Annotated in this window: 25 protein-coding genes; 18 read left to right on the plus strand and 7 right to left on the minus strand. The window is 67.1% G+C overall.

Annotation, left to right across the window (positions count from 1 at the left end; translation table 11 throughout):
• The first annotated feature begins 66 nt into the window (after positions 1 to 66).
• Both rnd and PARJ55_RS0108155 read left to right on the plus strand, forming a co-directional pair.
• Entirely contained in the window at positions 67 to 1,239 is a 1,173-nt protein-coding gene (rnd, locus tag PARJ55_RS0108150) for a ribonuclease D (RefSeq protein WP_028712586.1), read from the plus strand.
• A gap of 51 nt (positions 1,240 to 1,290) precedes the next feature.
• Positions 1,291 to 2,103, plus strand: a complete 813-nt coding sequence (locus PARJ55_RS0108155) for a hypothetical protein (RefSeq protein WP_028712587.1) — start codon at positions 1,291 to 1,293, stop codon at positions 2,101 to 2,103.
• A 55-nt stretch (positions 2,104 to 2,158) separates the two neighbouring features.
• On the opposite strand, the gene PARJ55_RS0108160 is transcribed toward PARJ55_RS0108155, so the two are convergent.
• Genes PARJ55_RS0108160 through hisA form a run of 4 tightly spaced genes read right to left on the minus strand, consistent with a single transcriptional unit; the run spans position 2,159 to position 4,491 of the window.
• Positions 2,159 to 2,659 (minus strand): MgtC/SapB family protein, encoded by a 501-nt coding sequence (locus tag PARJ55_RS0108160; RefSeq protein WP_028712588.1) that lies wholly within the window; start codon positions 2,657 to 2,659, stop codon positions 2,159 to 2,161.
• A gap of 4 nt (positions 2,660 to 2,663) precedes the next feature.
• Positions 2,664 to 2,990, minus strand: a complete 327-nt coding sequence (locus PARJ55_RS0108165) for a phosphoribosyl-ATP diphosphatase (RefSeq protein WP_028712589.1) — start codon at positions 2,988 to 2,990, stop codon at positions 2,664 to 2,666.
• Positions 2,987 to 3,748, minus strand: coding sequence for an imidazole glycerol phosphate synthase subunit HisF (gene hisF, locus PARJ55_RS0108170; protein ID WP_028712590.1), 762 nt, complete (start codon positions 3,746 to 3,748; stop codon positions 2,987 to 2,989). The genes PARJ55_RS0108165 and hisF overlap by 4 nt, the downstream gene beginning before the upstream one ends.
• 26 nt (positions 3,749 to 3,774) lie before the next feature.
• Positions 3,775 to 4,491: a 1-(5-phosphoribosyl)-5-[(5-phosphoribosylamino)methylideneamino]imidazole-4-carboxamide isomerase gene (hisA, locus tag PARJ55_RS0108175; RefSeq protein ID WP_028712591.1), complete on the minus strand. Its 717-nt coding sequence runs from the start codon at positions 4,489 to 4,491 to the stop codon at positions 3,775 to 3,777.
• A 171-nt stretch (positions 4,492 to 4,662) separates the two neighbouring features.
• Between hisA and PARJ55_RS0108180 the strand changes: the two genes are divergently transcribed.
• Positions 4,663 to 5,049 carry a DUF2147 domain-containing protein gene (locus PARJ55_RS0108180; RefSeq protein ID WP_028712592.1) on the plus strand — a complete coding sequence of 129 codons (387 nt, stop codon included), beginning with the start codon at positions 4,663 to 4,665 and terminating at the stop codon, positions 5,047 to 5,049.
• Positions 5,050 to 5,119: 70 nt separating this feature from the next.
• Here the strand turns inward: PARJ55_RS0108180 and hisH are convergent, their stop codons facing one another.
• Together hisH and hisB are read right to left on the minus strand one after the other, a co-directional pair.
• Positions 5,120 to 5,749, minus strand: coding sequence for an imidazole glycerol phosphate synthase subunit HisH (hisH, locus tag PARJ55_RS0108185; RefSeq protein ID WP_028712593.1), 630 nt, complete (start codon positions 5,747 to 5,749; stop codon positions 5,120 to 5,122).
• Positions 5,749 to 6,336 (minus strand): imidazoleglycerol-phosphate dehydratase HisB, encoded by a 588-nt coding sequence (hisB, locus tag PARJ55_RS0108190; RefSeq protein WP_028712594.1) that lies wholly within the window; start codon positions 6,334 to 6,336, stop codon positions 5,749 to 5,751. Before hisB ends, hisH begins: the two co-directional genes overlap by 1 nt.
• 179 nt (positions 6,337 to 6,515) lie before the next feature.
• Here hisB and PARJ55_RS0108195 point away from each other — a divergent pair, with 179 nt between their 5' ends.
• From PARJ55_RS0108195 to carB, 8 genes are all read left to right on the plus strand, one after another.
• Positions 6,516 to 7,139 (plus strand): hypothetical protein, encoded by a 624-nt coding sequence (locus PARJ55_RS0108195; protein WP_028712595.1) that lies wholly within the window; start codon positions 6,516 to 6,518, stop codon positions 7,137 to 7,139.
• 3 nt (positions 7,140 to 7,142) lie between these two features.
• Positions 7,143 to 7,505: a cell division protein ZapA gene (locus tag PARJ55_RS0108200; RefSeq protein WP_028712596.1), complete on the plus strand. Its 363-nt coding sequence runs from the start codon at positions 7,143 to 7,145 to the stop codon at positions 7,503 to 7,505.
• A 332-nt stretch (positions 7,506 to 7,837) separates the two neighbouring features.
• On the plus strand, positions 7,838 to 8,980 hold the full coding sequence (locus tag PARJ55_RS0108205) for a sulfate ABC transporter substrate-binding protein (protein WP_028712597.1): 1,143 nt from the start codon (positions 7,838 to 7,840) through the stop codon (positions 8,978 to 8,980).
• Positions 8,981 to 8,983: 3 nt separating this feature from the next.
• Entirely contained in the window at positions 8,984 to 9,823 is an 840-nt protein-coding gene (cysT, locus tag PARJ55_RS0108210) for a sulfate ABC transporter permease subunit CysT (RefSeq protein WP_028712598.1), read from the plus strand.
• A complete protein-coding gene (gene cysW, locus PARJ55_RS0108215; protein ID WP_028712599.1) occupies positions 9,816 to 10,703 on the plus strand; it encodes a sulfate ABC transporter permease subunit CysW in 888 nt (295 codons plus the stop codon). Before cysT ends, cysW begins: the two co-directional genes overlap by 8 nt.
• Before the next feature lie 16 nt (positions 10,704 to 10,719).
• Positions 10,720 to 11,439, plus strand: coding sequence for a sulfate/molybdate ABC transporter ATP-binding protein (locus tag PARJ55_RS21645; protein WP_084637803.1), 720 nt, complete (start codon positions 10,720 to 10,722; stop codon positions 11,437 to 11,439).
• Positions 11,440 to 11,565: 126 nt separating this feature from the next.
• Complete coding sequence (locus tag PARJ55_RS0108225; protein ID WP_028712600.1) at positions 11,566 to 12,090, plus strand: TIGR00645 family protein; 525 nt, start codon at positions 11,566 to 11,568, stop codon at positions 12,088 to 12,090.
• Positions 12,091 to 12,279: 189 nt separating this feature from the next.
• Positions 12,280 to 15,612: a carbamoyl-phosphate synthase large subunit gene (gene carB, locus PARJ55_RS0108230; protein ID WP_028712601.1), complete on the plus strand. Its 3,333-nt coding sequence runs from the start codon at positions 12,280 to 12,282 to the stop codon at positions 15,610 to 15,612.
• A 153-nt stretch (positions 15,613 to 15,765) separates the two neighbouring features.
• Here carB and PARJ55_RS21650 read toward each other — a convergent pair whose 3' ends face one another.
• Positions 15,766 to 18,309 (minus strand): S-layer family protein, encoded by a 2,544-nt coding sequence (locus PARJ55_RS21650; protein WP_051416192.1) that lies wholly within the window; start codon positions 18,307 to 18,309, stop codon positions 15,766 to 15,768.
• A 253-nt stretch (positions 18,310 to 18,562) separates the two neighbouring features.
• Between PARJ55_RS21650 and aroC the strand changes: the two genes are divergently transcribed.
• From aroC to phoB, 7 genes are all read left to right on the plus strand, one after another.
• Positions 18,563 to 19,663 carry a chorismate synthase gene (aroC, locus tag PARJ55_RS0108240; RefSeq protein WP_028712602.1) on the plus strand — a complete coding sequence of 367 codons (1,101 nt, stop codon included), beginning with the start codon at positions 18,563 to 18,565 and terminating at the stop codon, positions 19,661 to 19,663.
• A gap of 261 nt (positions 19,664 to 19,924) precedes the next feature.
• Positions 19,925 to 20,953 carry a substrate-binding domain-containing protein gene (locus tag PARJ55_RS0108245; RefSeq protein WP_028712603.1) on the plus strand — a complete coding sequence of 343 codons (1,029 nt, stop codon included), beginning with the start codon at positions 19,925 to 19,927 and terminating at the stop codon, positions 20,951 to 20,953.
• Positions 20,954 to 21,014: 61 nt separating this feature from the next.
• A complete protein-coding gene (gene pstC / locus PARJ55_RS0108250; RefSeq protein WP_028712604.1) occupies positions 21,015 to 22,205 on the plus strand; it encodes a phosphate ABC transporter permease subunit PstC in 1,191 nt (396 codons plus the stop codon).
• A complete protein-coding gene (gene pstA / locus PARJ55_RS0108255; protein WP_028712605.1) occupies positions 22,202 to 23,545 on the plus strand; it encodes a phosphate ABC transporter permease PstA in 1,344 nt (447 codons plus the stop codon). Before pstC ends, pstA begins: the two co-directional genes overlap by 4 nt.
• A gap of 20 nt (positions 23,546 to 23,565) precedes the next feature.
• Positions 23,566 to 24,363 carry a phosphate ABC transporter ATP-binding protein PstB gene (pstB, locus tag PARJ55_RS0108260; RefSeq protein WP_028712606.1) on the plus strand — a complete coding sequence of 266 codons (798 nt, stop codon included), beginning with the start codon at positions 23,566 to 23,568 and terminating at the stop codon, positions 24,361 to 24,363.
• A 17-nt stretch (positions 24,364 to 24,380) separates the two neighbouring features.
• Positions 24,381 to 25,091, plus strand: coding sequence for a phosphate signaling complex protein PhoU (gene phoU / locus PARJ55_RS0108265; RefSeq protein ID WP_028712607.1), 711 nt, complete (start codon positions 24,381 to 24,383; stop codon positions 25,089 to 25,091).
• A gap of 3 nt (positions 25,092 to 25,094) precedes the next feature.
• Positions 25,095 to 25,784: a phosphate regulon transcriptional regulator PhoB gene (phoB, locus tag PARJ55_RS0108270; protein ID WP_028712608.1), complete on the plus strand. Its 690-nt coding sequence runs from the start codon at positions 25,095 to 25,097 to the stop codon at positions 25,782 to 25,784.
• The last annotated feature ends 419 nt before the right edge of the window (positions 25,785 to 26,203 follow it).

The raw sequence follows: 26,203 nt of genomic DNA on the forward strand, positions 1-26,203 counted from the left end.
GGATGACCCGCCGCCCCTTGAAAGAGCCCTATGCCAGCCACTGCACAGACCGACCGCAAGACCGAGATCCGCACCATCGCCACCACGGCCGAACTGGCCGAATTCTGTGAACTGGCCAAGGCCCAGCCCTATGTCACGCTCGACACCGAATTCCTGCGCGAGCGGACCTATTATTCCAAGCTCTGCCTGATCCAGGCGGCGCTGCCGCCGGCCTCGGCCGCCAAGGCGGCGGGCGGCGCCGCGGTGCTGATCGACCCTCTGGCCGAGGGGCTGTCGCTGGAGCCGCTCTACGACCTGTTCCGCCACAAGGCGACGGTCAAGGTCTTCCACGCCGCGCGGCAGGATCTGGAGATCTTCTTCCACGATGCCGGCGTCATGCCCGACCCGCTCTTCGATACCCAGATCGCCGCCATGGTCTGCGGCTTCGGCGAGCAGGTCGGCTATGAGACGCTGGTCAAGAAGATCGCCCGCCAGCCCTTGGACAAGAGCTCGCGCTTCACCGACTGGTCGCACCGGCCGCTCTCGGAGGCGCAGGCGGCCTATGCGCTGGCCGACGTGACGCATCTGCGGGCGATCTACGAATTCCTCTCGGCCCAGCTCGACAAGACCGGCCGGGCGCCCTGGCTGGCCGAAGAGGTTGCGGTGCTTCTGAATCCCGAAACCTACATCACCCGTCCGGAAGAGGCGTGGGAGCGGGTGCGCACCCGTTCCGGCTCGCCGCGCTTCCTGGCCGTGGTGCGCGAACTCGCGCGCTTCCGCGAGACCTATGCGCAGGAACGCGACATTCCCCGCGCCCGGGTGTTCAAGGACGATGCGCTGATCGAGCTGGCCTCGACCAAGCCGCTGACCGAGGCCGATCTGGCCAAGTCGCGGCTGCTTCTGCGCGACGCGCGCCGGGGCGAGATCGCCAACGGCATCCTCGCCGCGGTCAAGGCGGGGGTCGAGGCCCGCGACCTGCCCAAGCCCGCGCCCGAGGAACCGGGCCGGCCAGGCAATGCGGCGCTGGCCGACCTTCTGCGCGTATTGCTGAAAGCCAAGGCCGATGCGGCGGGCGTGGCGCCGCGGCTGATCGCCTCGGCCGCCGATCTGGACGCCATCGCCTCGGGCGCGCGCGACCTGCCGGCGCTGCATGGCTGGCGGGCCGAGGTCTTCGGCCGCGACGCGCTGCGGCTGGCGACGGGCGAGATCGCGCTTTCCGCCCAGGGCGGCGCGGTCAAGGTGGTTCAGGTGCCGCGGTGACGGGCGTTGTACTAAAAATATAGATAGGTCTGGACAGCGTGGAGAAGTCCCGTGGCGCGAAAAAAGGATATTGATGTTTTCCTCGATGCCGTCCGGGCGGCGGATGGCAGGATTGGGAACCGGGCACTGCGCGAATTGCTGGGCTGGGCCGACGAGAAATACTGGGGAATCCACCAGCAGCTTTTCGAGGCCGGCAAGATTGAAAAAGGCCGAGGGAACGGCGGCACAGTCATTCTTGCTGGGAATGACAATCCGGTTGTCGTGGCAGAGGCGGCGGCGCGTCAGGAAAAGGTCAGTGAACTGATTTCCGAAGCCAGCGCGCTTGTTCAGACCGATATCCGTGAACTTGAACTTTATGAACCTGTCTTGCGGCAGCTTCAGAAAAGCTGGGCAGCGAGGCTTGGCCTGTACGAGTCCCATTGCGAGATCACTGCGTTGCAGGGGCGGCGTGATACTGGCGGCAGTTGGTCGCGTCCCGATCTTGTCGTGGTCGGGGTGAAGAAATATGAATTCTTGCCCGACAAGATCCTCGATGTATTCAGCTTCGAGGTTAAGCCGGCATACGATATTTCGATCAAGGGCGTGCTGGAGGCTTTGGCGCACAGAGAGGCTGCAACAAAGTCCTATGTGATCTACCACACAGCGGGACGGGACTTCAGGGATTCTCCAGAAGCGGTGCGTATTGAGGAAATCGCGCTTCGTCATGGCGTTGGCGTCTATGCTGCCAAGGACATCAATGATTTTGATACCTGGGATGAAAGAGCGAGCGCCACTAGAGGCCATCCAGACCCGGACAACTTGGAACGCTTCATCAAGATGACGCTTTCCGACTCGGCCAAATCCAAGTTGAGGCGGTGGTTCTAACCTGACTGTGGGTGAGGTCCGCCCAGGGCGGCGCGGTCAAGGTGGTGCCCTGTCCCTAATCCTCGTCGCCGCCGGCCACTTCGCGGGCGGCGGGGCTGATCGCCACCCGGATCAGATACAGCACCACCATGGCCATGCCGGTGGCCATCAGTGCCAGCCGCAGGTCGCCGGTTCCGCAGCACAGCCCGATGGCGCCGCACAGCCACATCGAGGCGCCTGTGGTGATGCCGCGCACATTGCCCTTGTTGATGACGATCGAGCCCGCGGCCAGAAAGGCCACGCCCGCCGTCACCGCCTCGATCAGCCGCAAGGGGTCGGTGCGCTGCTGGCTCTCGTTCTCCGGGGTGAAATTGACCAGCTCCATCGCCACCAGCGTGAAGCAGGCCGCCGCCAGCGCGATCAGCATATGCGTGCGCAGCCCGGCGGCGCGCGACTTGACCTCGCGCTCCCAGCCGATCACCCCGCCCAGCAGAACCGCCATGGTCAGCCGCAGGGCGACCACGCTGGCGGGCAGGCTCATGGGGCGCGAGAACTCGCCCGCCAGCATGTCCAGCATGTTGTCACTTTCGAGACGCTTTTTCCTCGATCCCCGAACGCCCCTCGCGGCGGTCGAGTTCATTTTCCACCTCGGAAAGCGTCACGTCGCGCGCCGCCAGCATGACCAGCAGGTGGTAAAGCGTATCGGCAGCCTCGGAGATCAGCCGCTCGCGGTCGCCCTTGACCGCCTCGATGATCGCCTCGACGGCTTCCTCGCCGAATTTCTCGGCGCATTTCTCGGGGCCCTTCGCCAGCAGCTTGGCGGTCCAGCTGGTCTCGGGATCGGCGCCCTTGCGCGCCGCGATGGTCTCGGCCAGGCGCTGCATTCCGGTCTGCGCGGGGCCGCTCATGTCAGCCTCACCGGAATGCCGGCGGCGGCCAGATGTGCCTTGGCCTCGGCCACGGTGAAGGTGCCGAAATGGAAGATCGAGGCCGCCAGCACCGCCGAGGCATGGCCCTCCAGCACGCCCTCGGCCAGATGCTCCAGCATCCCGACCCCGCCCGAGGCGATCACCGGCACGTTCACCGCATCGGCGACGGCGCGGGTCAGCGGAATGTTGAAGCCCGACTTGGTGCCGTCGCGATCCATGCTGGTCAGCAGGATCTCCCCCGCGCCCTTGGCGGCCACGGTGCGGGCGAATTCCACCGCGTCGATGCCGGTGGGCTTGCGGCCGCCATGGGTGAAGATCTCCCACTTCCCCGGCGCCACGGTCTTGGCGTCGATGGCGCAGACGATGCACTGGCTGCCGAAACGGTCGGCGGCTTCGGCGATCACGTCGGGGTTGGCCACGGCGGCCGAGTTGAAGCTGACCTTGTCGGCACCCGCCAGCAGCAGCGCCCGCACGTCCTGGTGGCTGCGCACGCCGCCGCCCACGGTCAGCGGCACGAAGCAGGCCTCGGCGGTGCGCGTCACCAGGTCGTACATGGTGCCGCGATTCTCATGCGTGGCATGGATGTCGAGGAAACAGATCTCGTCCGCGCCGGCGGCGTCATAGGCGCGCGCCGCCTCGACCGGATCGCCGGCATCGACGAGATCGACGAAATTCACGCCCTTGACCACGCGGCCATCGGCGACATCCAGGCAGGGGATCACACGGGTCTTGAGCATGGGCCTTGTTACCTCGCCCCGCGCCGTCAGGCCAGCGCCTTCAGCGCCGCGTTCAGGTCGATGGCGCCGTCGTAAAGCGCCCGGCCCGAGATGGCGCCGGCAATGACCCCGGTCGCGCGCAGCGCCATCAGGTCCTGCATCGAGGAAACCCCGCCCGAGGCGATGACCGGAATGTTCACCGCCCGGGCCAGCGCCTCGGTCGCGGCGATGTTGGGGCCAGCCATGGCGCCGTCGCGGTCGATATCGGTATAGATGATCGCGGCGACGCCGGCGTCCTCGAAGCGATGCGCCAGGTCGACGGCCATCACGTCGGTCTCCTCGGCCCAGCCGCGCGTCGCCACCCGGCCGCCGCGGGCGTCGATGCCGACGGCGATCTTGCCGGGAAAGGCCATCGCCGCCTCGTGCACCAGCGCCGGCTGCTCGACCGCCACCGTGCCCAGGATCACCCGCGCAAGCCCGCGCTCCAGCCAGGCCTCGATGGTCGCCATGTCGCGGATGCCGCCGCCCAGCTGGGCCGGCACCTCGATGGCGGCCAGGATCGCCTCGACCGCGGCGGCGTTCACCGGCTTGCCGGCGAACGCGCCGTTCAGATCGACCAGATGCAGCCATTCCGCCCCGGCATCCTGAAAGGCGCGGGCCTGCGCGGCGGGGTCCGAGCCGAAGACGGTCGCCGCCTCCATGTCGCCGCGCAGCAGGCGCACGCAATTGCCGTCCTTGAGGTCGATCGCGGGATAAAGGATCATCGCATCTCTCCTGATAGCGTGGCGCCCCTTTGCCACAGCCGGCGCCGATCCGAAAGGCCCCGGCACCCGAAGCCGCGACCTCACGTCAGGCTTGATCGGCGGGGGCGGGCGCCCGCATCCTGCGCCCGGGAGCACAACCCGCCAACAGGACCCCAGGGGAGGGGAATCACCATGAGAACACTGGCTCTTGCCGCATCGCTCGCGCTCGCCGGCGCCGCCGCCCAGGCCGAAGGCATCAGCGGCATCTTCCAGACCCAGGCCAATGACGACGGCAATGTCGGCATGGTGCAGTTCTACGACTGCGGCGGCAAATATTGCGGCAAGCTGATCAAGAGCTTCGACAAGGCCGGGAAGGAAATCAGCTCGCCCCATACCGGCAAGAACATCGTCGCCGGCATGACCGACGAGGGCGGCGGCAAGTTCTCGGGCGGCACGATCTGGGACCCGGGCGCGGACAAGACCTACAAGTCGAAGATGCAGCTCAGCGGCAAGACGCTGAACGTCTCGGGTTGCATCGCGGTGTTCTGCAAGACGCAGCGCTGGGTCCAGGTGAAATAGGCTCCGGTTTCTTTCTTGTCCAAATATCCTCGGGGGTCCGGGGGCAGACAGCCCCCGGCACCGGCGGCCCTCACGGGCGCCAGCGCAGGAAGTTGCCGATGATGCGCAGCCCGACGGCCTGCGACTTCTCGGGATGGAACTGGGTGCCGACGATATTGCCCTTCCCCACCACCGCCGTCACCGGGCCGCCGTAATCCGCCGTGGCCAGCAGATGCGCCGGATCGGCGACGCGGAACTGCCAGCTATGCACGAAATAGGCATGGTCGCCGGTGGCGATGCCGTCCAGCAGCGGATGCGGGCGCAGAACCGTCAGGTCGTTCCAGCCCATATGCGGCACCTTCAGGCCGGGGGCGTCGATGGCCTCGATCTCGCCGCCGATCCAGCCCAGCCCGGCGGTATCGCGATATTCATGGCCGATCTCGGCCAGCATCTGCATGCCGACGCAGATGCCCATGAAGGGCACGGCGCGGTCCAGCACCGCCTCGCGCAGCGCCTCGACCATGCCCGGCACGGCGTCGAGCGCCGCCCGGCAGGCCGGAAAGGCGCCGTCGCCCGGCAGCACGATGCGCTCGGCGCGGGCCACCACCGCGGGGTCGGAGGTCACCACCACCTCGGCCCCCGCCTCGCGCCCCATCAGCGCAAAGGCCTTCTCGGCCGAATGCAGGTTGCCGCTGTCGTAATCGACCAGCGCGACGCGCATCACAGCGCCCCCTTGGTCGAGGGAAGCACGCCCGCCATGCGCGGGTCGGGCTCGACCGCCTCTCGCAGGGCGCGGGCCACGGCCTTGAAGGCGGCCTCGGCGATGTGATGGGCGTTCAGCCCGTGGAGGCGGTCCACATGCAGCGTGATCCCGCCATGGGTCGAAAGCGCCTGGAAGAATTCCCGCACCAGCTCGGTGTCGAAGCTGCCGATCTTCTGCGCCGGGAAATCCACGTTCCAGACCAGATAAGGCCGCGCCGACAGGTCCAGCGCAGCGCGCACCAGCGCATCGTCCATCGCCAGGTGGAAGGCGCCATAGCGCCGGATGCCCTTCTTGTCCCCCAGTGCCCGGACCAGGGCCTGGCCGATGGCGATGCCGGTATCCTCGACCGTGTGGTGGTCGTCGACATGCAGGTCGCCTTTGGCCCGCACCGTCAGGTCGATCAGCGAATGCCGCGCCAGCTGGTCCAGCATGTGATCGAAGAAGCCGACGCCGGTGCGGTTGTCGTAGCGGCCGCTGCCGTCCAGGTCCAGCTCGACCTCGATCTGCGTCTCGGCCGTGTCGCGGGTGATCTTTGCGCGGCGCATCTGGCGTCTCTCCTCATCAGGCTCGCCGCCTTATAGGACCCGATCCGGCGGCTGAAAAGCGCGGGATGCGGCGGGAAACCGCACCCATCCTTGTCATATGGCCGATGCAATGCCAAAAAGTGACAAGCGACCCACAAGGGCGACCCGCAAGGACAAGCGACCCGAAAGGATCCCGGCCGATGAGAGACGACCTGAACGCCAGCGAAAAGCGGCTGATCGCGGCCCTGGACCGCATCGACCAATTCCTCGACCGTGCGGACCTGGCGCGCCGCACCGCCTCCGGACCCCCGGCCGGCGATGCCGAAGGCGCCGAGGCGCGGCTGCGCGAGATTCAGGCCGAAAATCAGCGCCTCTCGCAAGACCTTGCCGCGCTGCACGAGCGCCAGGCGGCCATGCTGGCCGACTGCGAGGCGCGGCTGGCCGAGGCGCATCAGCGGCTGGTCCATGCCGGGCAGGAAGCCGCCCGGCTCTCGGCCGCGAACGAGGCCCTGGCCGAGGCCAACCGCGCCCTGATCGCGGCCCAGGGCGGCGGCGAGTCGCCGGACGAGACCCGCCGGGCGCTGGAGGCCGAGATCGAATCGCTGCGCGCCGCCCGTTCTGCCGAAATCGCGCAGATGGGCGAGATCATCGACGCGCTGGACCGGATGATCGACCTGCCGCCGCAGGCGGGGCCGGCAGGTGCGTCCGAAACCGGAACCGCCGCGCCGGTCGAGGACGGCCCGGCCAAGTCGGCGGGGCGGAGCGAGGAACCGGCCGGCGACCTGGCCCGGGAAGGCGCCAATCTGGACGGGGAAAGGGGCTGAGCCATGGCCGAAGTCGATTTCACGATCGGGCACAAATCCTATACGCTGGCCTGCCAGGAGGGCGAGGAGCGGCTGCTGAAACGCGCCGCGGGCCTTCTGGATGCCGAGGCGCGGGTGATCCTGGAACAGGCCGGCCGCATGCCCGAGCCGCGGCTGCTGCTGTTGTCGGGGCTGATGCTGGCCGACCGCACCTCGGCGCTGGAGGACCGCGTCGCCTCGCTGGAACGCGAGCTGGCGCGGCTGAAGACCAATCCGCAGCGCGTCGAGGTGCCGGTGGTGCCCGAAAGCCTGGCCGAGGCCATGGCCGAACTGGCGGCGCGGGCCGAGGCCCTGGCCCAGAAGGCCGAGGACCAGACGGCGGGCTGATCCCCCGCCCGCGCCGTCCCATGAGTATTTGAAGAAACGGTGAAGAACAGGCCGCGCCGATGATGCGCGGGCTGCCTGTTCGCATGTTCCCTTGCCGGGGTTCGCTGCCCGGGGCGAATCCGCCGGCGAGGAGCCGGGATTCCCTCCGCCTTGGACGGGATCGGGCGACCAATTCCCGGCACGGAGCGGAAATTTAATCGCAACATATTGAAATATATCAATATTAAAAACGATGGTTTAACGCGTCTTTTCTCTTGAAATAAACGATAAAGCCTGTCGTAATTACGGTCATGAGGAGAGCCCTCGTGGCAGAGTAAAGAGGACAAGGCACCATGATCCGCACCATTCGCGTGACCGACAGCCAACTGGCCCATGGCCGGGTGATCCGCCGCCATCTGGACGGCCGCATCACGGTCGAGGACGGCACCAAGCGCATGACCGGCTATCCGCTGAATCCCGGTTTCTGGGGCCGCTGCCTGGGTCTTTCGATGCGGGGTGTGATGGCGGTGGCGGCGACCGTGGCCGGGCTGGGTCTGGCCGGGCAGGTTCATGCCGACAATACGCTGCTGAATGTCAGCTACGACCCGACCCGCGAGCTTTACCGCGAGGTGAACGCCGCCTTCTCGGCGAAATGGCAGGCCGAGGGGCATGCGGCGCCGACCATCGAGACGTCGCATGGCGGCTCGGGCGCGCAGGCGCGCTCGGTGATCGACGGGCTCAAGGCGCAGGTGGTGACGCTGGCGCTGGCCTCGGATATCGACCAGATCGCGTCCCGCGGTCTTCTGCCCGAGGATTGGCAGTCGCGCCTGCCGCATAACAGCTCGCCCTATACCTCGACCATCGTCTTCCTGGTGCGCGAGGGCAATCCCAAGGGCATCCAGGACTGGGGCGATCTGGTCAAGGAGGGCGTCGAGGTGATCACGCCGAACCCCAAGACCAGCGGCGGGGCGCGCTGGAATTATCTGGCCGCCTGGGCCTGGGCGCAGAAGAACGGCCAGGACCCCAAGACCTTCGTGGGCGAGCTGTTCAAGCACGTCCCGGTGCTGGACAGCGGCGCGCGCGGCTCGACCACCACCTTCACCCAGCGCGAGATCGGCGACGTGCTGCTGGCCTGGGAAAACGAGGCCTATCTGGCGCTGAACGAGCTGGGCGAGGACCGGTTCGACATCGTCGTGCCCTCGGTCTCGATCCTGGCCGAGCCGCCGGTGGCCATCGTGGACAAGAACATCGCCGATGACGAGCAGAAGGCGCTGGCCGATGCCTATCTGGACTTCCTCTATTCGCCCGAGGGGCAGGCGCTGGCCTTCAAGCACTATTATCGCGCCTGGGACGACAGCGCCGCCAATCCCGAGGACGTGGCGCGCTTCCCCGAGCTGGATCTGGTGACCATCGCCGATTTCGGCGGCTGGAAACAGGCCCAGCCCGAGCATTTCGGCGACGGCGGCACGTTCGACCAGATCTATTCGGGGCAATGACCGATGGCGCTGGCGCTTCGCTTGCAGAAATCCCCCATGCCGGGCTTTGGCCTCGGCATGGGCATTACCCTGGCCATGCTGTCGCTGATCGTCATCCTGCCGGTCGGCGCGCTGCTGGCGCGCGGGATCAGCTACGGGCCCGAGGCGGTCTGGGCCACCATCAACACGCCGCGGGTCTGGGCGGCGCTGTATCTGTCCTTCCGGCTGGCCTTCTTTGCCGCGCTGTTCAACCTGGTCTTCGGCACGCTGCTGGCCTGGGTGCTGGCGCGCTATGACTTCCCGGGCCGCCGGCTGGTCGATGCGCTGGTCGATCTGCCCTTCGCCCTGCCGACCGCGGTGGCGGGCATCGCGCTGACCGCGCTTTACGCGCCGAACGGCATCTTCGGCGGCATCGCCCGGGATCTGGGCGGCAAGATCGCCTATACGCAATGGGGCATCCTGATCGCGCTGATCTTCGTCGGCCTGCCCTTCGTCACCCGCACCGTGCAGCCGGTGATCGCCGAGATCGAGCACGAGGTCGAGGAAGCCTCGGCCACGCTGGGGGCGGGGCGGTTCTACACCCTGCGCCGGGTGATCCTGCCCATGCTGCTGCCCGCGGCGCTGACCGGCTTCGCGCTGTCTCTGGCGCGCGCGGTCGGCGAATACGGCTCGGTCATCTTCATCGCCGGCAACCTGCCGATGAAGACCGAGATCGCGCCGCTGCTGATCGTCATCAAGCTCGAGGAGTTCGACTATGACGGGGCGGCGGCCATCGGCATCGCCATGCTGCTGATTTCCTTCACCATGCTGCTGGCGATCAACCTGATCCAGATCTGGAGCCGGAGGAGGATCGGTCATGTCTGACGGCGCGCTGCACGTTCCCGCCATCGAAAGACCCGCGAAGTGGCGCCCGGTGACCGAGGAAAGCCGGGCCGCCCGCATCGTGCTGATCGCGCTGGCGCTGGGCGGGCTGGCCGTCCTGGTCGTGGCGCCGCTGGCCATCGTCTTTGCCGAGGCCCTGGCGCGGGGGGCCGGGCAGGCGCTCGCCTCCCTGGCCCGGCCCGAGGCGACCTCGGCCATCCGGCTGACGCTGATCGTCGCGGCGATCTCGGTGCCGGTGAACGCCGTCTTCGGCATTGCCGCCGCCTGGACGATCACCAAGTTCGACTTTCGCGGCAAGGCTTTCCTGATCACGCTGATCGACCTGCCGTTTTCCATCTCGCCGGTGGTGGCGGGTCTGGCGCTGGTGCTCTTGTTCGGCACCAACAGCCTGATCGGCGGCTGGCTGGTCGCCAGCGGCTTCCCGATCATCTTCGCCCTGCCGGGGATCGTGCTGGCCTCGATCTTCGTCACCTTCCCCTTCGTGGCGCGCGAGCTGATCCCGGTGATGATCGAACAGGGCCGGGCCGAGGAGGAGGCGGCGCTGACGCTGGGCGCCTCGGGCTGGCGCGCCTTCCTGACCGTGACGCTGCCCAACATCAAATGGGCGCTGCTTTACGGCGTGCTGCTGTGCAATGCCCGCGCCATGGGGGAATTCGGCGCCGTGGCCGTGGTCTCGGGCAAGATCCGCGGCCAGACCGCCACCATGCCGATCACCATCGAGATGCTCTACAACGAATATCTCTCGGTCGCGGCCTTCAGCCTGGCCGCGGTGCTGGCGGCTCTGGGGCTGCTGACGCTGGCGCTGAAGACCCTGCTGGAATGGCGCCATGCCGACCAGCTGGCCGCCGGCCGCCGGCACTGAACAATCGAGGTCCATCATGCATATCGAAATCGACGAAATCGCCAAGAGCTTCGGTTCGACGACGGCGCTGCACCCGGTCAGCCTCGCCATCCCCTCGGGGGCGCTGGTGGCGCTCTTGGGGCCCTCCGGCTCGGGCAAGACCACGCTTCTGCGCATCCTGGGCGGGCTGGAATTCCCGACCTCGGGCCGGGTGCTCTTCGACGGGCAGGACGCGACCGGGCTGACGGTGCAGGAGCGCCGCGCCGGATTCGTCTTCCAGAGCTATGCGCTGTTCCGGCACATGACCGTGTTCGAGAACATCGCCTATGGGCTGCGCGCCCGCCCGCGCCGCACCCGCCCGCCGCAGGCCGAGATCGAGCGCCGGGTGACAAAGCTGCTTGAGCTGATCCAGCTGCCGCAGATCGCCAAACGCTTCCCCAGCCAGTTGTCGGGCGGCCAGCGCCAGCGCGTGGCCCTGGCCCGTGCGCTGGCCATCGAGCCGCGCATGCTGCTGCTCGACGAGCCCTTCGGCGCGCTCGACGCCCGGGTGCGCAAGGAGCTGCGCCAGGGGCTGCGCGAGATCCACGACACCACCGGCCTGACCACGGTTTTCGTCACCCATGACCAGGACGAGGCCATGGTGCTTGCCGACCTGGTGGTGGTGATGTCCATGGGCCGGATCGAACAGGTCGGCCGCCCGCAGGACATCCGCGCCCGGCCGGCGACGCCCTTCGTGCGCGAGTTCATCGACGCCTGAGGCGGCCGGGTTCACGAGTGTTCGGGGAACGAAGAAGCCCCCGTCGCGGCATGGCTGCGGCGGGGGCTTTTCGCCGCGCTGCGGCGTGCCTAGATGAGGGCTTTCGGAACCCGTGCAGGAGACATGATGGAACGCCTTCTTGAACGCAGCCTTTTCGCCAGCCGCTGGATGATGGCGCCGATCTATGTCGGATTGGCGCTGTCCCTGCTGATCCTGCTTTGGGTCTTTGCGCTGGAATTCTGGCACCTGGTGCAGATCCTGCCGGTGATGACCGTGAACGACGCGGTGCTGGGCGTGCTGGCGCTGATCGACCTGAGCCTGGCCGCCAACCTGCTGCTGATCGTGATCTTCTCGGGCTACGAGAATTTCGTCAGCCGCATGGACCTGAGCGAGCACGAGGACCGGCCGAACTGGCAGGGCGAGGTGGATTTCTCGGGGCTGAAGCTGAAGCTGGTGGCCTCGATCGTGGCGATCTCGGGCATCCATCTGCTGAAGGTGTTCATGGATGTCAGCAAATATGCCCCCGAACAGATCCGCTGGATGGTGGTGATCCACCTGGTCTTCGTGGTCTCGGGCGTGCTGCTGGCGGCGATGGACTGGATCTCGAACCACGGCAAGACGCTGAAGAAGGCGAAGGCGACGCAGGGCTGAGCCGTCGCGCCGGTGGCGCGGCCGTAGGGGTATTTGGGAAACAGAGAAGGGCAGGGACGCCGCGTCGGCGGGGCGCCCCTTTCGCGTGCCGCGGATTTTTGGCCGGGCGGGCGGTGCGGACCCTTGCGACTTTGCCCGCCATGGCTATAACCCCGGACGATTTATCAGCCGCCAGCCCGAGGGACCGCCATGCCGAAGAGAACCGATATCAAATCCATCCTGATCATCGGCGCCGGTCCCATCGTCATCGGGCAGGCCTGCGAATTCGACTATTCCGGCGCCCAGGCCTGCAAGGCCCTGCGCGAGGAGGGCTATCGGGTCATCCTGGTGAACTCGAACCCCGCCACGATCATGACCGATCCCGAGATGGCGGATGCGACCTATATCGAGCCGATCACCCCCGAGGTGGTGGAAAAGATCATCGCCAAGGAACGGCCCGACGCGCTTTTGCCGACCATGGGCGGGCAGACCGGGCTGAACACCGCGCTGGCCCTGGCCGATATGGGCGTGCTGAACCGCTATGGCGTCGAGCTGATCGGCGCGCAGCGCGCCGCCATCGAGATGGCCGAGGACCGCAAGCTGTTCCGCGAGGCCATGGACCGCATCGGCCTGGAGAACCCGCGCGCCACCATCGTCGCCGCGCCCAAGCATCCGAACGGCCGCTATGACATCGCGGCCGGGGTTTCGATGGCCATGGAGGCGCTGGAGGAGATCGGCCTGCCCGCCATCATCCGCCCCGCCTTCACCCTGGGCGGCACCGGCGGCGGCGTCGCCTATAACCGCGACGATTACGAGCGCATCGTGCGGTCCGGGCTGGAAGCCTCGCCCGTGGCGCAGGTGCTGGTGGACGAGAGCCTGCTGGGCTGGAAGGAATACGAGATGGAGGTCGTGCGCGACCGCGCCGACAACGCCATCATCGTCTGCTCGATCGAGAATGTCGATCCGATGGGGGTGCATACCGGCGACTCGATCACCGTCGCCCCGGCGCTGACGCTGACCGACCGCGAATATCAGCGCATGCGCAACGGCTCGATCGCCGTGCTGCGCGAGATCGGGGTCGAGACCGGCGGCTCGAACGTGCAATGGGCGATCAACCCCAAGGACGGCCGCATGGTGGTGATCGAGATGAACCCGCGCGTGTCGCGCTCCTCGGCGCTGGCCTCGAAGGCCACCGGCTTCCCCATCGCCAAGATCGCCGCCAAGCTGGCGGTGGGCTATACGCTGGACGAGTTGGACAACGACATCACCAAGGTCACGCCGGCGAGCTTCGAGCCGTCCATCGACTATGTCGTGACCAAGATCCCGCGCTTCGCCTTCGAGAAGTTCCCCGGCTCGAAGCCCGAGCTGACCACGGCGATGAAATCCGTGGGCGAGGTCATGGCCATCGGCCGCAGCTTCCACGAATCGCTGCAAAAGGCGCTGGCCTCGATGGAGAACGGCCTGACCGGCCTTGACGATATCGAGATCCCCGGCGCGCCCGACAAGGCCGCCATCGTCAAGGCGATCAGCGCCCAGACCCCCGACCGGCTGCGCCTGATCGCCCAGGCCATGCGCCACGGGCTCTCCGACGACGAGATCCAGCACGCCACCGCCTTCGATCCCTGGTTCCTGTCCCGCCTGCGCGAGATCGTCGAGGCCGAGGACGCGGTGCGCGCGGGCGGCCTGCCGGCCGACCTGGACGGGCTGCGCCGGCTGAAGATGATGGGCTTTACCGATGCCCGGCTGGCGGCTTTGTCCGGCCAGCCCGAGGCCGAGGTGCGCAAGGCTCGCCGCGCCCATGACCTGCACCCGGTCTTCAAGCGCATCGACACCTGCGCCGCCGAGTTCGAGGCGCAGACCCCCTATATGTATTCGACCTACGAAGCCCCGGCGATGGGCGACGTGGAAAACGAGGCCCGCCCCAGCGACCGCAAGAAGGTGGTGATCCTGGGCGGCGGTCCGAACCGCATCGGCCAGGGCATCGAGTTCGACTATTGCTGCTGCCACGCTTGTTTCGCGCTGACCAAGGCCGGCTACGAGACGATCATGGTCAACTGCAACCCCGAGACGGTCTCGACCGATTACGACACCTCGGACCGGCTGTATTTCGAGCCGCTGACGCTGGAGCATGTGCTGGAGATCCTGCGCATCGAGCAGGAGAACGGCACGCTGCACGGCGTCATCGTCCAGTTCGGCGGCCAGACGCCCTTGAAACTGGCGAACGCGCTGGAGGAGGAGGGCATCCCGATCCTCGGCACCACGCCCGACGCCATCGACCTGGCCGAGGACCGCGAGCGCTTCCAGAAGCTGCTCAACGACCTGGGCCTGAAGCAGCCCGTCAACGGCATCGCCCATAGCGACGCCGAGGCCATCGAGATCGCGCAGCGCATCGGCTTCCCGCTGGTCATCCGCCCGTCCTACGTGCTTGGCGGCCGCGCGATGGAGATCGTGCGCGACATGGATCAGCTCAACCGCTACATCCGCGAGGCGGTGCAGGTCTCGGGCGACAGCCCGGTGCTGCTCGACAGCTACCTTTCGGGCGCCATCGAGGTCGACGTGGACGCGCTTTCCGACGGCAAGACCGTGCATGTCGCCGGCATCATGGAGCATATCGAGGAGGCCGGCGTGCATTCCGGCGACTCGGCCTGCTCGCTGCCGCCGCATACGCTGGATGCCGAGATCATCGCGGAACTCAAGACCCAGACCGAGGCGATGGCCAAGGCGCTGAACGTCGTCGGGCTGATGAACGTGCAATTCGCGCTGAAGGACGGCGCGATCTATGTGCTGGAGGTGAACCCGCGCGCCAGCCGCACCGTGCCCTTCGTCGCCAAGGCCACCGACAGCGCCATCGCCTCGATCGCCGCCCGGCTGATGGCCGGCGAGCCGATGGCGAACTTCCCGACCCGTCCGGCCTATCCGGCGGGCGTCGGCCCAGACGACCCGCTGCCCTTCGCCGATCCGCTGACGCTCGCCGACCCGAACACGCCCTGGTTCTCGGTCAAGGAGGCGGTGCTGCCCTTCGCCCGCTTCCCCGGCGTCGACACGCTGCTGGGGCCGGAAATGCGCTCGACCGGCGAGGTGATGGGCTGGGACCGCACCTTCGCCCGCGCCTTCCTCAAGGCGCAGATGGGGGCGGGGACGCAGCTGCCCTCCGAGGGCCTGGTCTTCGTTTCGGTCCGCGACGCCGACAAGACCGCCGAGCTGGCCGAGGCGGCGCGAGAGCTGACCGCCATGGGCTTCAAGCTGGTCGCCACCCGCGGCACCGCCGAATTCCTGCGCGGCGCCGGCGTCGAGACCGAGCTGGTGAACAAGGTCTATGAAGGCCGCCCGAACATCGTCGACCGGCTGAAGAACGGCGAGATCGCCATGGTGCTGAACACCACCGAAGGCGCCCAGGCCATCGCCGATTCGCGCGAGATCCGCGCCGTGGCGCTGAACGACAAGATCCCCTATTACACCACGGCGGCAGGCAGCATCGCGGCGGTGGCGGCGATCAGGTCGCGCGGCGAAGGCGAGGTCGGGGTCAGAAGCCTGCAGGCCTGAACCATCTGCGACGTCGATGCGAATGGCCGCGCCGGGAAGGGCGCGGCCATCGTCCTTGCGCCGGCGCGCGGCAGGAAAAAGGGGTGCGGTCCCGGCGGACCGCACCCCTCGCCGGCCGCCTGCGCTGGGGGAGGGGCGCAGGGGATCTCGACTTCAAAGCAGGAAGTCAGCTGCGACATACTGCCCGGCCGTGGTCGCGCCGTCGGCGATGCGGATGATCAGCTCGGCATCCGCGTCATTGTCGACATTGGCCCTGAGCCAGGTCTCGGTGCCATTGTTCGTAAGCCATACCGTTCCCGCGCCTCCCGCGGTTGTTCCATTGAATACAAAGGCTTGGTTACCGGCCACCAGCGCATTCGCGTCGATGCCCGAAAGGTCTATCCGGTCGCCGGCCGCAAGGCCCGCGCCGTCGAAACCGTTGATGACGTCGATGCCCGCCGCCGCGTTCGAATGGTTCAGCGCGCCGAAGCGGAAGGTGTCGGCCCCGCCGCCGCCGTTGAGCGAATCCGCGCCCATCCCGCCGATCAGTGTGTCGCTGCCGGCGGCGCCCTGCAGCGTGTCATTGCCCTCGTAGCCGAAGAGCAGGTCGTTGCCGGCCCCGGCATTCATCAGGTTCGCGCCCGCCGTCCCATAGAGCGAATCATTGCCGCCCGCGGTCATCACGTTCTCGAAGTTGACGAAGCTTTCGCCGGCGAAATTGGTCGCGCCGCTGCCCAGGTTGACGAGATAGGCCCCGGTGAAGCTGCGGGCATCCAGCATGTCGATGCCGGCCCCGCCGTTCAGGGTCTCGTTCGAACCCAGCCCGGCCAGAATGGTGTCGTTGCCCGCCTCGCCGGCGTAGAAGCCTGCGCCGCTCGAGACCAGCCGGTCGTTGCCGGCGCCGCCATAAAGCGTGTCTGTGCCCGAACTCGCCTCCAGCGTGTCATTGCCGGCGCCGCCGTAGATCAGATCGTTTCCGGCGCCGCCGGTCAGCAGGTCGTTGCCCGCGCCGCCGTAAAGCACGTCATTGCCGCCAAGCCCGCTGATGACGTCATTGCCGCCATTGCCCTGGATCGTGTTCGCCGCCGCCGTGCCCGAGAGCGTGTCGTTGCCGGAACCCGAAGAGAGGTTCTCGAAATTGACGAAGCTTTCGCCGCTGTAATTCGTGGCGCCGGTCGCCATGTTGATGGCATAGGCCCCGCTCCAGGCGGCGGTGTTCAGCCAGTCGACGCCGGCCCCGCCGTCCAGGGTCTCGCCCCCGCCATTGCCGGCATAGATATAGTCATTGCCGGCCTCGCCGAAATACTGGCCATAGCCGCTGGAGACGATGGTGTCGCTATCCGCGCCGCCCCGGACCGTATCCGTGCCGGTGCCCGCGTTCAGGTAATCGTTCCCGGCGCCGCCGGACAGGTAATCATTGCCCGCAAGGCCCGAAATCGAATCGTTTCCGGCATTGCCATGCATGATGTTGGCGCCGCTGGTGCCGAGCAGCGTGTCATTGCCGGAGCCGGAATAGACATTCTCGAAGTTCACGAAACTTTCGCCGGTGAAGTTCGTGGCCCCCGTCGCCAGATTGACGAGATAGGCCCCGGCATAGGTGGCGGTGTTCAGCCAGTCCGTGTCGCCGCCGCCGTCAAGGGTTTCGCTGACACCCAGCCCGGCATAGACATAGTCGTTCCCCGCCTGGCCGTAATACTGGCCCGCGCCACTGGAAACCAGCGTGTCATTGCCGTTCCCGCCCCAGATCGTATCCGTGCCGGTGCCGGCGTTCAGGTAATCATTGCCCTCGCCGCCGGAAATATAGTCATTGCCGCCCAGGCCCGAGATCGAATCGTTCCCGGCATTGCCATACATGGTATTGGCGCCGCTGGTGCCGAGCAGCGTGTCATTGCCGGAGCCGGAATAGACATTCTCGAAATTCACGAAGCTCTCGCCGGTGAAGTTCGTCCCGCCCGTGGCCAGGTTGATCGAATAGGCCCCGCTATAGGTCGTCGTGTTCAGCCAATCGGTGCCGGCGCCGCCGTTCAGCGTTTCGCTGACACCCAGCCCGGCATAGATGTAATCGTCCCCGGCATCGCCGAAATACTGTCCGGCCCCGCCGGAGACGAGCGTGTCATTGCCATCCCCGCCCAGAAGCGTATCGGTTCCGGTCCCGGCGTGGAGATAGTCGTTGCCGGAGCCGCCTGAAATATAGTCGTTGCCGGCATACCCGTAGATGTAATCGTTACCACCATTGCCATACATGCTGTTGGCGCCATCGGTGCCATAAAGCGTATCGTTCCCCGAGCCCGAATAGATGTTCTCGAAGTTCACAAAGCTTTCGAAGCTGAAATTCGTTGCCCCGGTGGAAAGGTTCACCGAGTAATTGCCGTTCCAGCTGGCCGTGTTCAGCCAGTCGATCCCGGTGCCACCGTCCAGCGTCTCGCCGCCGCCGGCCCCGGCATAGATGTAATCGTTCCCGGCATCGCCGTAATACTGGCCATAGCCGCTGGAAACGATCGTGTCATTGTCGTTCCAGCCATGCACGGTATCGACGCCCGTCCCGGCATGGATGTAGTCGTGGCCGTCTCCGCCCGACAGGTAGTCGTTGCCGGAGCCGCCATAGATGGTGTCGTTGCCGCCCTGGCCCAGGACATAATCGTTCCCTCCCAGGGCGTCGAAGATTTCGCTGGCAGACGTGCCGATCATGGTGTCGTTGCCATTCGTTCCGGTAGGCATCTCTTCCTCCTGTCGTCTCATGTCATGGACGGGGCGGCATGCCTCGCGATCCCGACATTGCTCCCGACGGTGTGAAGGCGGCGTGAAACCGGCTTAGCCCCTGACAGGAAAGCGGAATTTCGCGGATTTTCCGCGATGTGCGGCGCCGGCTCCGGCCGCCGGCCTGGGCCGCCGAGTCGCTGCGCGGCCGGGCTGGGGATTGCCCCTTGCCCCGCGCGCCGCTATCGCAGGCATAAAAGGGGGTCCGGCAACCATGAGCTTCAATACCTTCGGTCGCGTCTTCACCTTCACCACCTGGGGCGAGAGCCATGGCCCGGCGCTTGGCGCCACCGTGGACGGCTGCCCGCCCGGCGTGGCGCTGGACGAGGCCTGGATCCAGCAGTTCCTGGACCGGCGGCGGCCCGGCAGTTCGAAATTCACCACCCAGCGGCAGGAGCCGGACCGGGTGCGCATCCTCTCGGGCGTGTTCGAGGGCAGGACCACCGGCACCCCGATCCAGCTGATGATCGAGAACACCGACCAGCGCAGCAAGGATTACGGCGAGATCGCCGAGGCCTTCCGTCCCGGCCATGCCGATATCGCCTATCATCTGAAATACGGCATCCGCGACTATCGCGGCGGCGGGCGGTCCAGCGCGCGCGAGACGGCGGCGCGGGTCGCAGCCGGGGGCGTGGCGCAGGCGGTGCTGCGCGATCTGGTGCCGGGGCTGCGGATCACCGGCTACATGGTGCAGATGGGCGATCTGCATCTGGACCGGACGAATTTCGACGCCGCCGAGATCGGCAGGAACCCGTTCTTCCTGCCCGATGCCGGCGCCGTGCCGGCCTGGGAGGATTATCTGAACGCCATCCGCAAGGCGCAGGACAGCGTCGGCGCCGCCGTCGAGGTGCTGATCCAGGGCTGCCCGGCCGGGCTGGGCGCGCCGGTCTATGCCAAGCTGGACACCGACCTGGCCGCCGCGATGATGTCGATCAATGCCGTGAAGGGCGTCGAGATCGGCGAGGGCATGGCCGCCGCCGCCCTGACCGGCACCCGGAACGCCGACGAGATCCGCATGGGCAATGACGGGCCGCGCTACCTTTCGAACCATGCCGGGGGGATTCTGGGCGGCATTTCGACAGGGCAGGACATCCTGGTGCGATTCGCCGTCAAGCCGACCAGCTCCATCCTGACGCCGCGGCGCACCATCAACCGGAAGGGCGAGGAGATCGAGCTGATCACCAAGGGCCGGCACGATCCTTGCGTCGGCATCCGCGCCGTGCCCATCGCCGAGGCCATGGCGGCCTGCGTGATCCTGGACCACCTGCTGCTCGACCGGGCGCAGACCGGCGGCCAGCGCGGCCGCATCGGCTAGGCCCGGCGCGCGGCCCGGGTGGGGAGGGGAACGCTGTTCCCCTCTTGTCCCGCTGCGCGGGCCAATTCACCCCTTGGGGTATTTGGAAAACAGAGAAAGCCGGGGACGCATGGCTCGTTCGGTTTTCACCGTTTTGCAAATACTCCTGCGGCGGCCGCGATTGTTACGCAACTGACACATTCCTTTCGCATAACCGTCGCATCGCCGTTCTAGAGAGCGGTCAGGCCGCAACGGCCTCATGGAAATGTCAGGAGTGATCCTATGAAATCCGCGAAATTCACCGTGTCGGCGCTGGCCGTGATCGCTGCCTCGGCCACTGCCGCCGCCGCCCGCGACCAGATCCAGATCTCGGGCTCGTCCACGGTGCTGCCCTATGCCACCATCGTCGCCGAGGCCTTCGGCGAGAATACCGACTTTCCGGTGCCGGTCGTCGAATCGGGCGGCTCGTCGGCCGGGCTGAAGAAATTCTGCGAGGGCGTGGGCGAGAACACCATCGACATCGCCAATGCCAGCCGTCCGATCAAGGACAGCGAGAAGGAGGCCTGCAAGGCCGCCGGCGTGACCGATATCATGGAGGTCCGCATCGGCTATGACGGCATCGTCTTCGCCAGCGACATCGGCAGCAACGACTTCGCCTTCACCGCCGCCGACTGGTTCAACGCGCTGGCCGCCAAGGTGGTCAAGGACGGCAAGGTGGTGAACAACACCGCCACCAAGTGGAACGAGATCCGCGCCGACCTGCCGGACCAGGAGATCCTGGCCTTCGTGCCCGGCACCAAGCACGGCACCCGCGAAGTCTTCGAGGAAAAGGTGATCGCCGCCGGCTGCGAGGAATCCGGCGCCGCCGAGGTCTTCAAGGCCGAGCTGGGCGAGGATGCCGCGGCCAAGGCCTGCCTCGACCTGCGCACCGACGGCAAGTCGGTGGATATCGACGGCGACTATACCGAGACGCTGGCCCGCATCCAGTCGGCCAAGCACGGCATCGGCGTCTTCGGCCTGTCCTTCTATGAAAACAACACCGACAAGCTGAAGGTCGCGACCATGGGCGGCGTGACGCCCTCGACCGAGACCATCGCCGCGGGCGAATACCCGGTCTCGCGGCCGCTGTTCTTCTATGTCAAGAAGCAGCATATCGGCGAGATCCAGGGGCTGAAGGAATTCGCGGAATTCTTCGTCTCGGACGAGCTGGCCGGGCCGGAAGGGCCGCTGGCCGCCTACGGGCTGGTCGCGGATCCGGAACTGGCCGCGACGCAGGCGGCCGTCGCCGAAGAGGCGATCCTCGCCGAATGACCTGCAGGGCGCGGGGACAGGGTTCCCGCGCCGCTTCCGTTTCCCTGTTCCGAGGGCTCACATGCCTGTCTCATGGACCTTGCTGATCGTCCTTGCCCTTGCCGGCGCGGGCTATCTTGTCACCCGCGCGCGCGTCGTCGCGCTGGCCGGGGGCGACGTGCGGCGGCTGCATTCGCGGCCCAGCTATCACGGCTGGAACGCCGCGCTGCTGACGGCGCTGCCGGCGCTGTTCCTGATCGCCATCTGGCGCTTCGTGCAGCCGGCCGCGGATGCGACGCCGGTGGCGATCCTGGCGCTGATCCTGGCCGCGGCCGGGCTTGGCCTGGCGCTGGTCCGCAGCGCGCCCGGTTTCCGGGCCCGCAATGCCGTCGAAGGCATGGTCAAGGGCCTGCTGATCCTGTGTTCCAGCATCGCCATCCTGACCACCGCCGGGATCGTCTTCTCGATGCTGTTCGAGACCGGGCACTTCTTCCGGCAATATCCCTGGCAGGAGTTCTTCTTCGGCGCCACCTGGTCGCCGCGCTTCGGCGGCGGCTCGCAGCTGGGCATCCTGCCGCTGCTTTGGGGCACGCTCTACATCTCGCTGATCGCGCTGGTCGTGTCGGTGCCGATCGGGCTCTTCGCGGCGATCTACATGTCCGAATACGCCTCGCCCCGGCTGCGCAGCCTCGCCAAGCCGATGATCGAGGTGCTCGCCGGCATCCCGACCATCGTCTACGGCCTTTTCGCGCTGATCACCGTGGGCCCGATGCTGCGCGACTGGTTCGCCCAACCGCTGGGGCTGGGCAATTCCGGGTCGTCGGTGATGACCGCGGGCCTGGTCATGGGGATCATGCTGATCCCCTTCGTCAGCTCGCTTTCGGACGACATCATCAACGCCGTGCCGCAATCCCTGCGCGATGGCGCGCTCGGCCTCGGCTCGACGCAGTCGGAAACCGTGCGCAAGGTGGTGCTGCCCGCGGCGCTGCCGGGCATCGTCGGCGCCGTGCTGCTGGCCGCCTCGCGCGCCATCGGCGAGACGATGATCGTCGTGCTGGGCGCGGGCGCCGCCGCCCGCATGGACCTGAACCCGTTCGAGGCCATGACCACGATCACCGTCAAGATCGTCAGCCAGCTGACCGGCGACAACGACTTCGCCGCGCCCGAGACGCTGGTCGCCTTCGCGCTTGGCCTGACCCTTTTCGTCATCACGCTGGGGCTGAACATCGTCGCCCTCTACGTCGTGCGCAAATACCGGGAGCAGTACGAATGAGCGACGCAACCCTTCACGGCGCGCAGCCCCGGCCCTCGCTGCTGGCTGCCGATCCGCGGACCCGCAAGCGCAATGCCGCCGAGGCGCGGTTCCGCGCCTATGGCCTGGCCGCCATCGTGATCTCGATGGTCATGCTGATGATCCTGCTCTTCACCATCCTGACCGGCGGGATCGGGGCCTTTCGCCAGACCTATCTGGAAATCCCGGTGACGCTGGACGCCGCGCAGCTCGACAAGACCGGCAACCGCGACCCCGCCGAAATCCGCAAGGTCCTGACCCTGACCTATGGCAGGATCTTGGAGCAATCGCTGCAACAGGCCATCGCCGACAAGGGCATCGCCGCGGCCGACCTGTCCGACAAGGATGTTTCGGGCCTGATCTCCAAGGAGGCGTCGGCCCAGCTGCGCAACCGCGTGCTGGCCGACCCCGAACTGATCGGCCAGACCGTCGAGACCCGGGTGCTGGTGAACGGCCGGGTGGACGGCTATTACAAGGGCCGCGTCAGCATGGAGAGCGCGGCGCGCGATGCCAATACCTCGCCGGCGCAGCTGCAGCTGGCCGATGCGCTCAAGGCGCAGGGCATGCTCGCGACGCAGTGGAACTGGTCCTTCCTGACCAGCCCCGACGCCTCGGACCAGCGCCCCGAGGCGGCGGGGGTCGGCATCGCCATCCTCGGCTCGTTCTACATGATGCTGGTGGTGCTGGTGCTGGCGGTGCCGATCGGCGTCGCCGCCTCGATCTACCTGGAAGAATTCGCGCCGAAGAACCGCTGGACCGATATCATCGAGGTCAACATCTCGAACCTCGCCGCCGTGCCCTCGATCGTCTTCGGCATCCTGGGCCTGGCCGCCTTCATCAACTTCGCCGGCCTGCCGCAATCGGCGCCCATCGTCGGCGGCCTGGTGCTGACGCTGATGACGCTGCCCACCATCATCATCGCCACCCGCGCGGCACTGAAGGCGGTGCCGCCCTCGATCCGCGACGCGGCGCTGGGGGTGGGGGCCTCGAAGATGCAGTCGGTGTTCCACCACGTCCTGCCGCTGGCCATGCCGGGCATCCTGACCGGCACCATCATCGGCCTGGCGCAGGCGCTTGGCGAAACCGCGCCGCTGCTGCTGATCGGCATGGTGGCCTTTGTCCGCAACGTCCCCTCGGCGCCGCCGGACGGGCTGTTCGAGCCGGCCTCGGCCCTGCCGGTCCAGGTCTACAACTGGACCCAGCGCGCCGACCCCGCCTTCATCGAGCGCGCCTCGGGGGCGATCATCGTGCTGCTGGTGTTCCTGCTCTGCATGAACCTCCTCGCCATCTATCTGCGCCGCAAGTTCGAGCGCCGGTGGTAAATCCGGGAAGGAGACCCGATATGAACGACATGAGACTTCTGGAGCGCAGCGTGGACCAGACGGAAATCAAGATCTCGGCCCGGGATGTGCAGGTCTATTACGGCGAGAAGCAGGCGATCAAGGATGTGGACGTCGACCTGCTGGACAAGACCGTGACCGCCTTCATCGGTCCCTCGGGCTGCGGGAAATCGACCTTCCTGCGCTGCCTGAACCGCATGAACGACACCATCGAGAACAGCCGGGTCGAGGGCCGGATCACGCTGGACGGCGAGGACATCTACGACAGGCGGGTCGACCCGGTGCAGCTGCGCGCCCGCGTCGGCATGGTGTTCCAGAAGCCGAACCCCTTCCCGAAATCGATCTATGACAATGTGGCCTATGGCCCGCGCATCCACGGCCTTGCGCGCAACCGCGCCGAGCTGGACGAGATCGTCGAGAAGTCGCTGCGCGGCGCGGCGCTGTGGAACGAGGTCAAGGACCGGCTGCAGGAGCCCGGCACCGGCCTGTCCGGCGGCCAGCAGCAGCGGCTCTGCATCGCCCGCGCCGTGGCGACCCAGCCCGAGGTGCTGTTGATGGACGAGCCCTGTTCGGCGCTGGACCCGATCGCCACCAGCCAGGTCGAGGAGCTGATCGACCAGTTGCGCGCCGAATTCTCGGTGGTGATCGTGACCCATTCCATGCAGCAGGCGGCGCGCGTCAGCCAGAAGACCGCCTTCTTCCACCTCGGCAATCTGGTGGAATACGGCAATACCGACGACATCTTCACCAATCCGCGCGATCCGCGGACCGAAAGCTACATCTCGGGCCGCATCGGCTAGGCCGGAAAGGAAAAGACATGAACAACGAACGGCATATCCTCTCGGCCTTCGACCGCGACCTGGAAACCGTGCAGGCGCTGGTGGTCAAGATGGGCGGCATGGTCGAAAGCGCCATCCACGACGCCGCCATCGCGCTGGAGACCCGCGACGGCGAGCTGGCCGACGACATCCGCCGCCGCGACAAGGCCATCGACGCGCTGGAGCATCAGATCAACGAGGAGGCCGCGCGGCTGATCGCGCTGCGCGCGCCGCGGGCCACCGACCTGCGCATGGTGCTGTCGGTCATCAAGATCTCGCATATCCTCGAGCGGGTGGGCGATTACGCCAAGAACATCGCCAAGCGCAGCGACGTGCTGGCCGAGATGCCCGCCATCGAGGGCGCCGGCATGGCGCTGCGGCGCATGTCCGCCACGGTCGAGGCGATGATGAAGGACGCCCTGGACAGCTATATCCAGCGCGACGCGGCGCTGGCCGCCGACGTGCGCAAGCGCGACCTGGAAGTGGACCAGATGTATAACGCGCTGTTCCGCGAGTTCCTGACCCATATGATGGAGGATCCGCGCAACATCACCGCCTGCATGCACCTGCATTTCATCGCCAAGAACATCGAGCGCATGGGCGACCACGCCACCGGCATCGCCGAGCAGGTGATCTATCTGGCCACCGGCGAGCTGCCCGAGGACCCGCGTCCCAAGGGGGAAAGCGTGCCGCGCATGGAGGGGGCCTGATCCATGGCACAGACCCAACCCTGTGTTCTGGTCGTCGAGGACGAAGGCGCACAGCGCGAGGTGCTGAAATACAACCTCGAGGCCGAGGGCTTCGACGTGGTGCTGGCCGAGAACGGCGACGAGGCGATGCTGCTGGTGGCCGAGGAACAGCCCGACCTGATCGTGCTGGACTGGATGCTGCCCAACGTCTCGGGCATCGAGGTCTGCCGCCGGGTCAAGGCCGATCCCTCGACCCGGCAGATCCCGATCATCATGCTTTCGGCGCGGTCCGAGGAGGTGGACCGGGTGCGCGGGCTGGAGACCGGCGCCGACGATTACGTGGTCAAGCCCTATTCCGTGGTCGAGCTGATGGCGCGGCTGCGCACCCAGCTGCGCCGCACCCGCCCTGCCTCGATGGGCGAGCGGCTGAGCTTCGGCGACATCATCCTGGATGCGGCCGAGCATCGGGTGTTCCGCGCCGGCCAGCCGCTGCATCTGGGTCCGACCGAGTTCCGGCTGCTCTCGACCCTGATGGAAAAGCCCGGCCGGGTCTGGACGCGCGAGCAATTGCTGGACCGGGTCTGGGGCCGCGACATCTATGTCGACACCCGCACCATCGACGTCCATGTCGGCCGGCTGCGCAAGGCGCTCATGGCCTATGGCGGCGACAACCCGGTGCGCACGGTGCGCGGCACCGGCTATTCGCTGGGCTGAGCGCCCGGCCGGAACCGGACAGCCGCCGTTTCCGGCCCTTTGCCGGCGCGTCCCGGCCTGCATGTGGGGGCCGGTGCGGCCGTGTCGCAGCACGGGACTTCCGGATTCACCCCTCCCGCCGGGGAGCGCCGAGCCGCGAAACCCCGGGGCCGAGGATCTGCCCCGTTCCTGAACCGGCAGACCCGCGGTGGGCCCCGCCTCCGCAGAGGGGGCGCCGGCGGACCGCCTTGGGTTTCCCTAGGCAGAAGAGGGGCGGCGGGCTGCTGATCCGCCGCATGGCAAGCGCGAATCTCCACCTTGGACGACACGACCTTCAGCGCATCGCGGGCGGTTCGTTGCCGGCCGATCACGTCCCGTCACGTTTTCCGGCCGTAGAAGCCGGCACGGCGAGCCTCCGGCGCGCCTCGCCCGGCTGGCGG

It is taken from the genome of Paracoccus sp. J55 (genome assembly GCF_000513975.1).
Lineage (GTDB): Bacteria > Pseudomonadota > Alphaproteobacteria > Rhodobacterales > Rhodobacteraceae > Paracoccus.

What these genes read in the sequence shown, in the direction of transcription:
- phoU (WP_028712607.1), top strand. Translation starts at nt 24,381, where the DNA reads ATGAACAACGAACGGCATATCCTCTCGGCCTTCGACCGCGACCTGGAA.
- hisH (WP_028712593.1), bottom strand. Translation starts at nt 5,749, where the DNA reads ATGCGCGTCGCGCTGGTCGATTACGACAGCGGCAACCTGCATTCGGCC.
- pstB (WP_028712606.1), top strand. Translation starts at nt 23,566, where the DNA reads ATGAACGACATGAGACTTCTGGAGCGCAGCGTGGACCAGACGGAAATC.
- hisF (WP_028712590.1), bottom strand. Translation starts at nt 3,748, where the DNA reads ATGCTCAAGACCCGTGTGATCCCCTGCCTGGATGTCGCCGATGGCCGC.
- hisA (WP_028712591.1), bottom strand. Translation starts at nt 4,491, where the DNA reads ATGATCCTTTATCCCGCGATCGACCTCAAGGACGGCAATTGCGTGCGC.
- PARJ55_RS0108200 (WP_028712596.1), top strand. Translation starts at nt 7,143, where the DNA reads ATGGCCGAAGTCGATTTCACGATCGGGCACAAATCCTATACGCTGGCC.
- PARJ55_RS0108245 (WP_028712603.1), top strand. Translation starts at nt 19,925, where the DNA reads ATGAAATCCGCGAAATTCACCGTGTCGGCGCTGGCCGTGATCGCTGCC.
- PARJ55_RS21650 (WP_051416192.1), bottom strand. Translation starts at nt 18,309, where the DNA reads ATGCCTACCGGAACGAATGGCAACGACACCATGATCGGCACGTCTGCC.
- PARJ55_RS0108225 (WP_028712600.1), top strand. Translation starts at nt 11,566, where the DNA reads ATGGAACGCCTTCTTGAACGCAGCCTTTTCGCCAGCCGCTGGATGATG.
- phoB (WP_028712608.1), top strand. Translation starts at nt 25,095, where the DNA reads ATGGCACAGACCCAACCCTGTGTTCTGGTCGTCGAGGACGAAGGCGCA.
- PARJ55_RS0108205 (WP_028712597.1), top strand. Translation starts at nt 7,838, where the DNA reads ATGATCCGCACCATTCGCGTGACCGACAGCCAACTGGCCCATGGCCGG.
- PARJ55_RS0108165 (WP_028712589.1), bottom strand. Translation starts at nt 2,990, where the DNA reads ATGAGCGGCCCCGCGCAGACCGGAATGCAGCGCCTGGCCGAGACCATC.
- carB (WP_028712601.1), top strand. Translation starts at nt 12,280, where the DNA reads ATGCCGAAGAGAACCGATATCAAATCCATCCTGATCATCGGCGCCGGT.
- pstC (WP_028712604.1), top strand. Translation starts at nt 21,015, where the DNA reads ATGCCTGTCTCATGGACCTTGCTGATCGTCCTTGCCCTTGCCGGCGCG.
- PARJ55_RS0108195 (WP_028712595.1), top strand. Translation starts at nt 6,516, where the DNA reads ATGAGAGACGACCTGAACGCCAGCGAAAAGCGGCTGATCGCGGCCCTG.
- PARJ55_RS0108160 (WP_028712588.1), bottom strand. Translation starts at nt 2,659, where the DNA reads ATGCTGGACATGCTGGCGGGCGAGTTCTCGCGCCCCATGAGCCTGCCC.
- PARJ55_RS21645 (WP_084637803.1), top strand. Translation starts at nt 10,720, where the DNA reads ATGCATATCGAAATCGACGAAATCGCCAAGAGCTTCGGTTCGACGACG.
- pstA (WP_028712605.1), top strand. Translation starts at nt 22,202, where the DNA reads ATGAGCGACGCAACCCTTCACGGCGCGCAGCCCCGGCCCTCGCTGCTG.
- PARJ55_RS0108180 (WP_028712592.1), top strand. Translation starts at nt 4,663, where the DNA reads ATGAGAACACTGGCTCTTGCCGCATCGCTCGCGCTCGCCGGCGCCGCC.
- aroC (WP_028712602.1), top strand. Translation starts at nt 18,563, where the DNA reads ATGAGCTTCAATACCTTCGGTCGCGTCTTCACCTTCACCACCTGGGGC.
- cysW (WP_028712599.1), top strand. Translation starts at nt 9,816, where the DNA reads ATGTCTGACGGCGCGCTGCACGTTCCCGCCATCGAAAGACCCGCGAAG.
- cysT (WP_028712598.1), top strand. Translation starts at nt 8,984, where the DNA reads ATGGCGCTGGCGCTTCGCTTGCAGAAATCCCCCATGCCGGGCTTTGGC.
- hisB (WP_028712594.1), bottom strand. Translation starts at nt 6,336, where the DNA reads ATGCGCCGCGCAAAGATCACCCGCGACACGGCCGAGACGCAGATCGAG.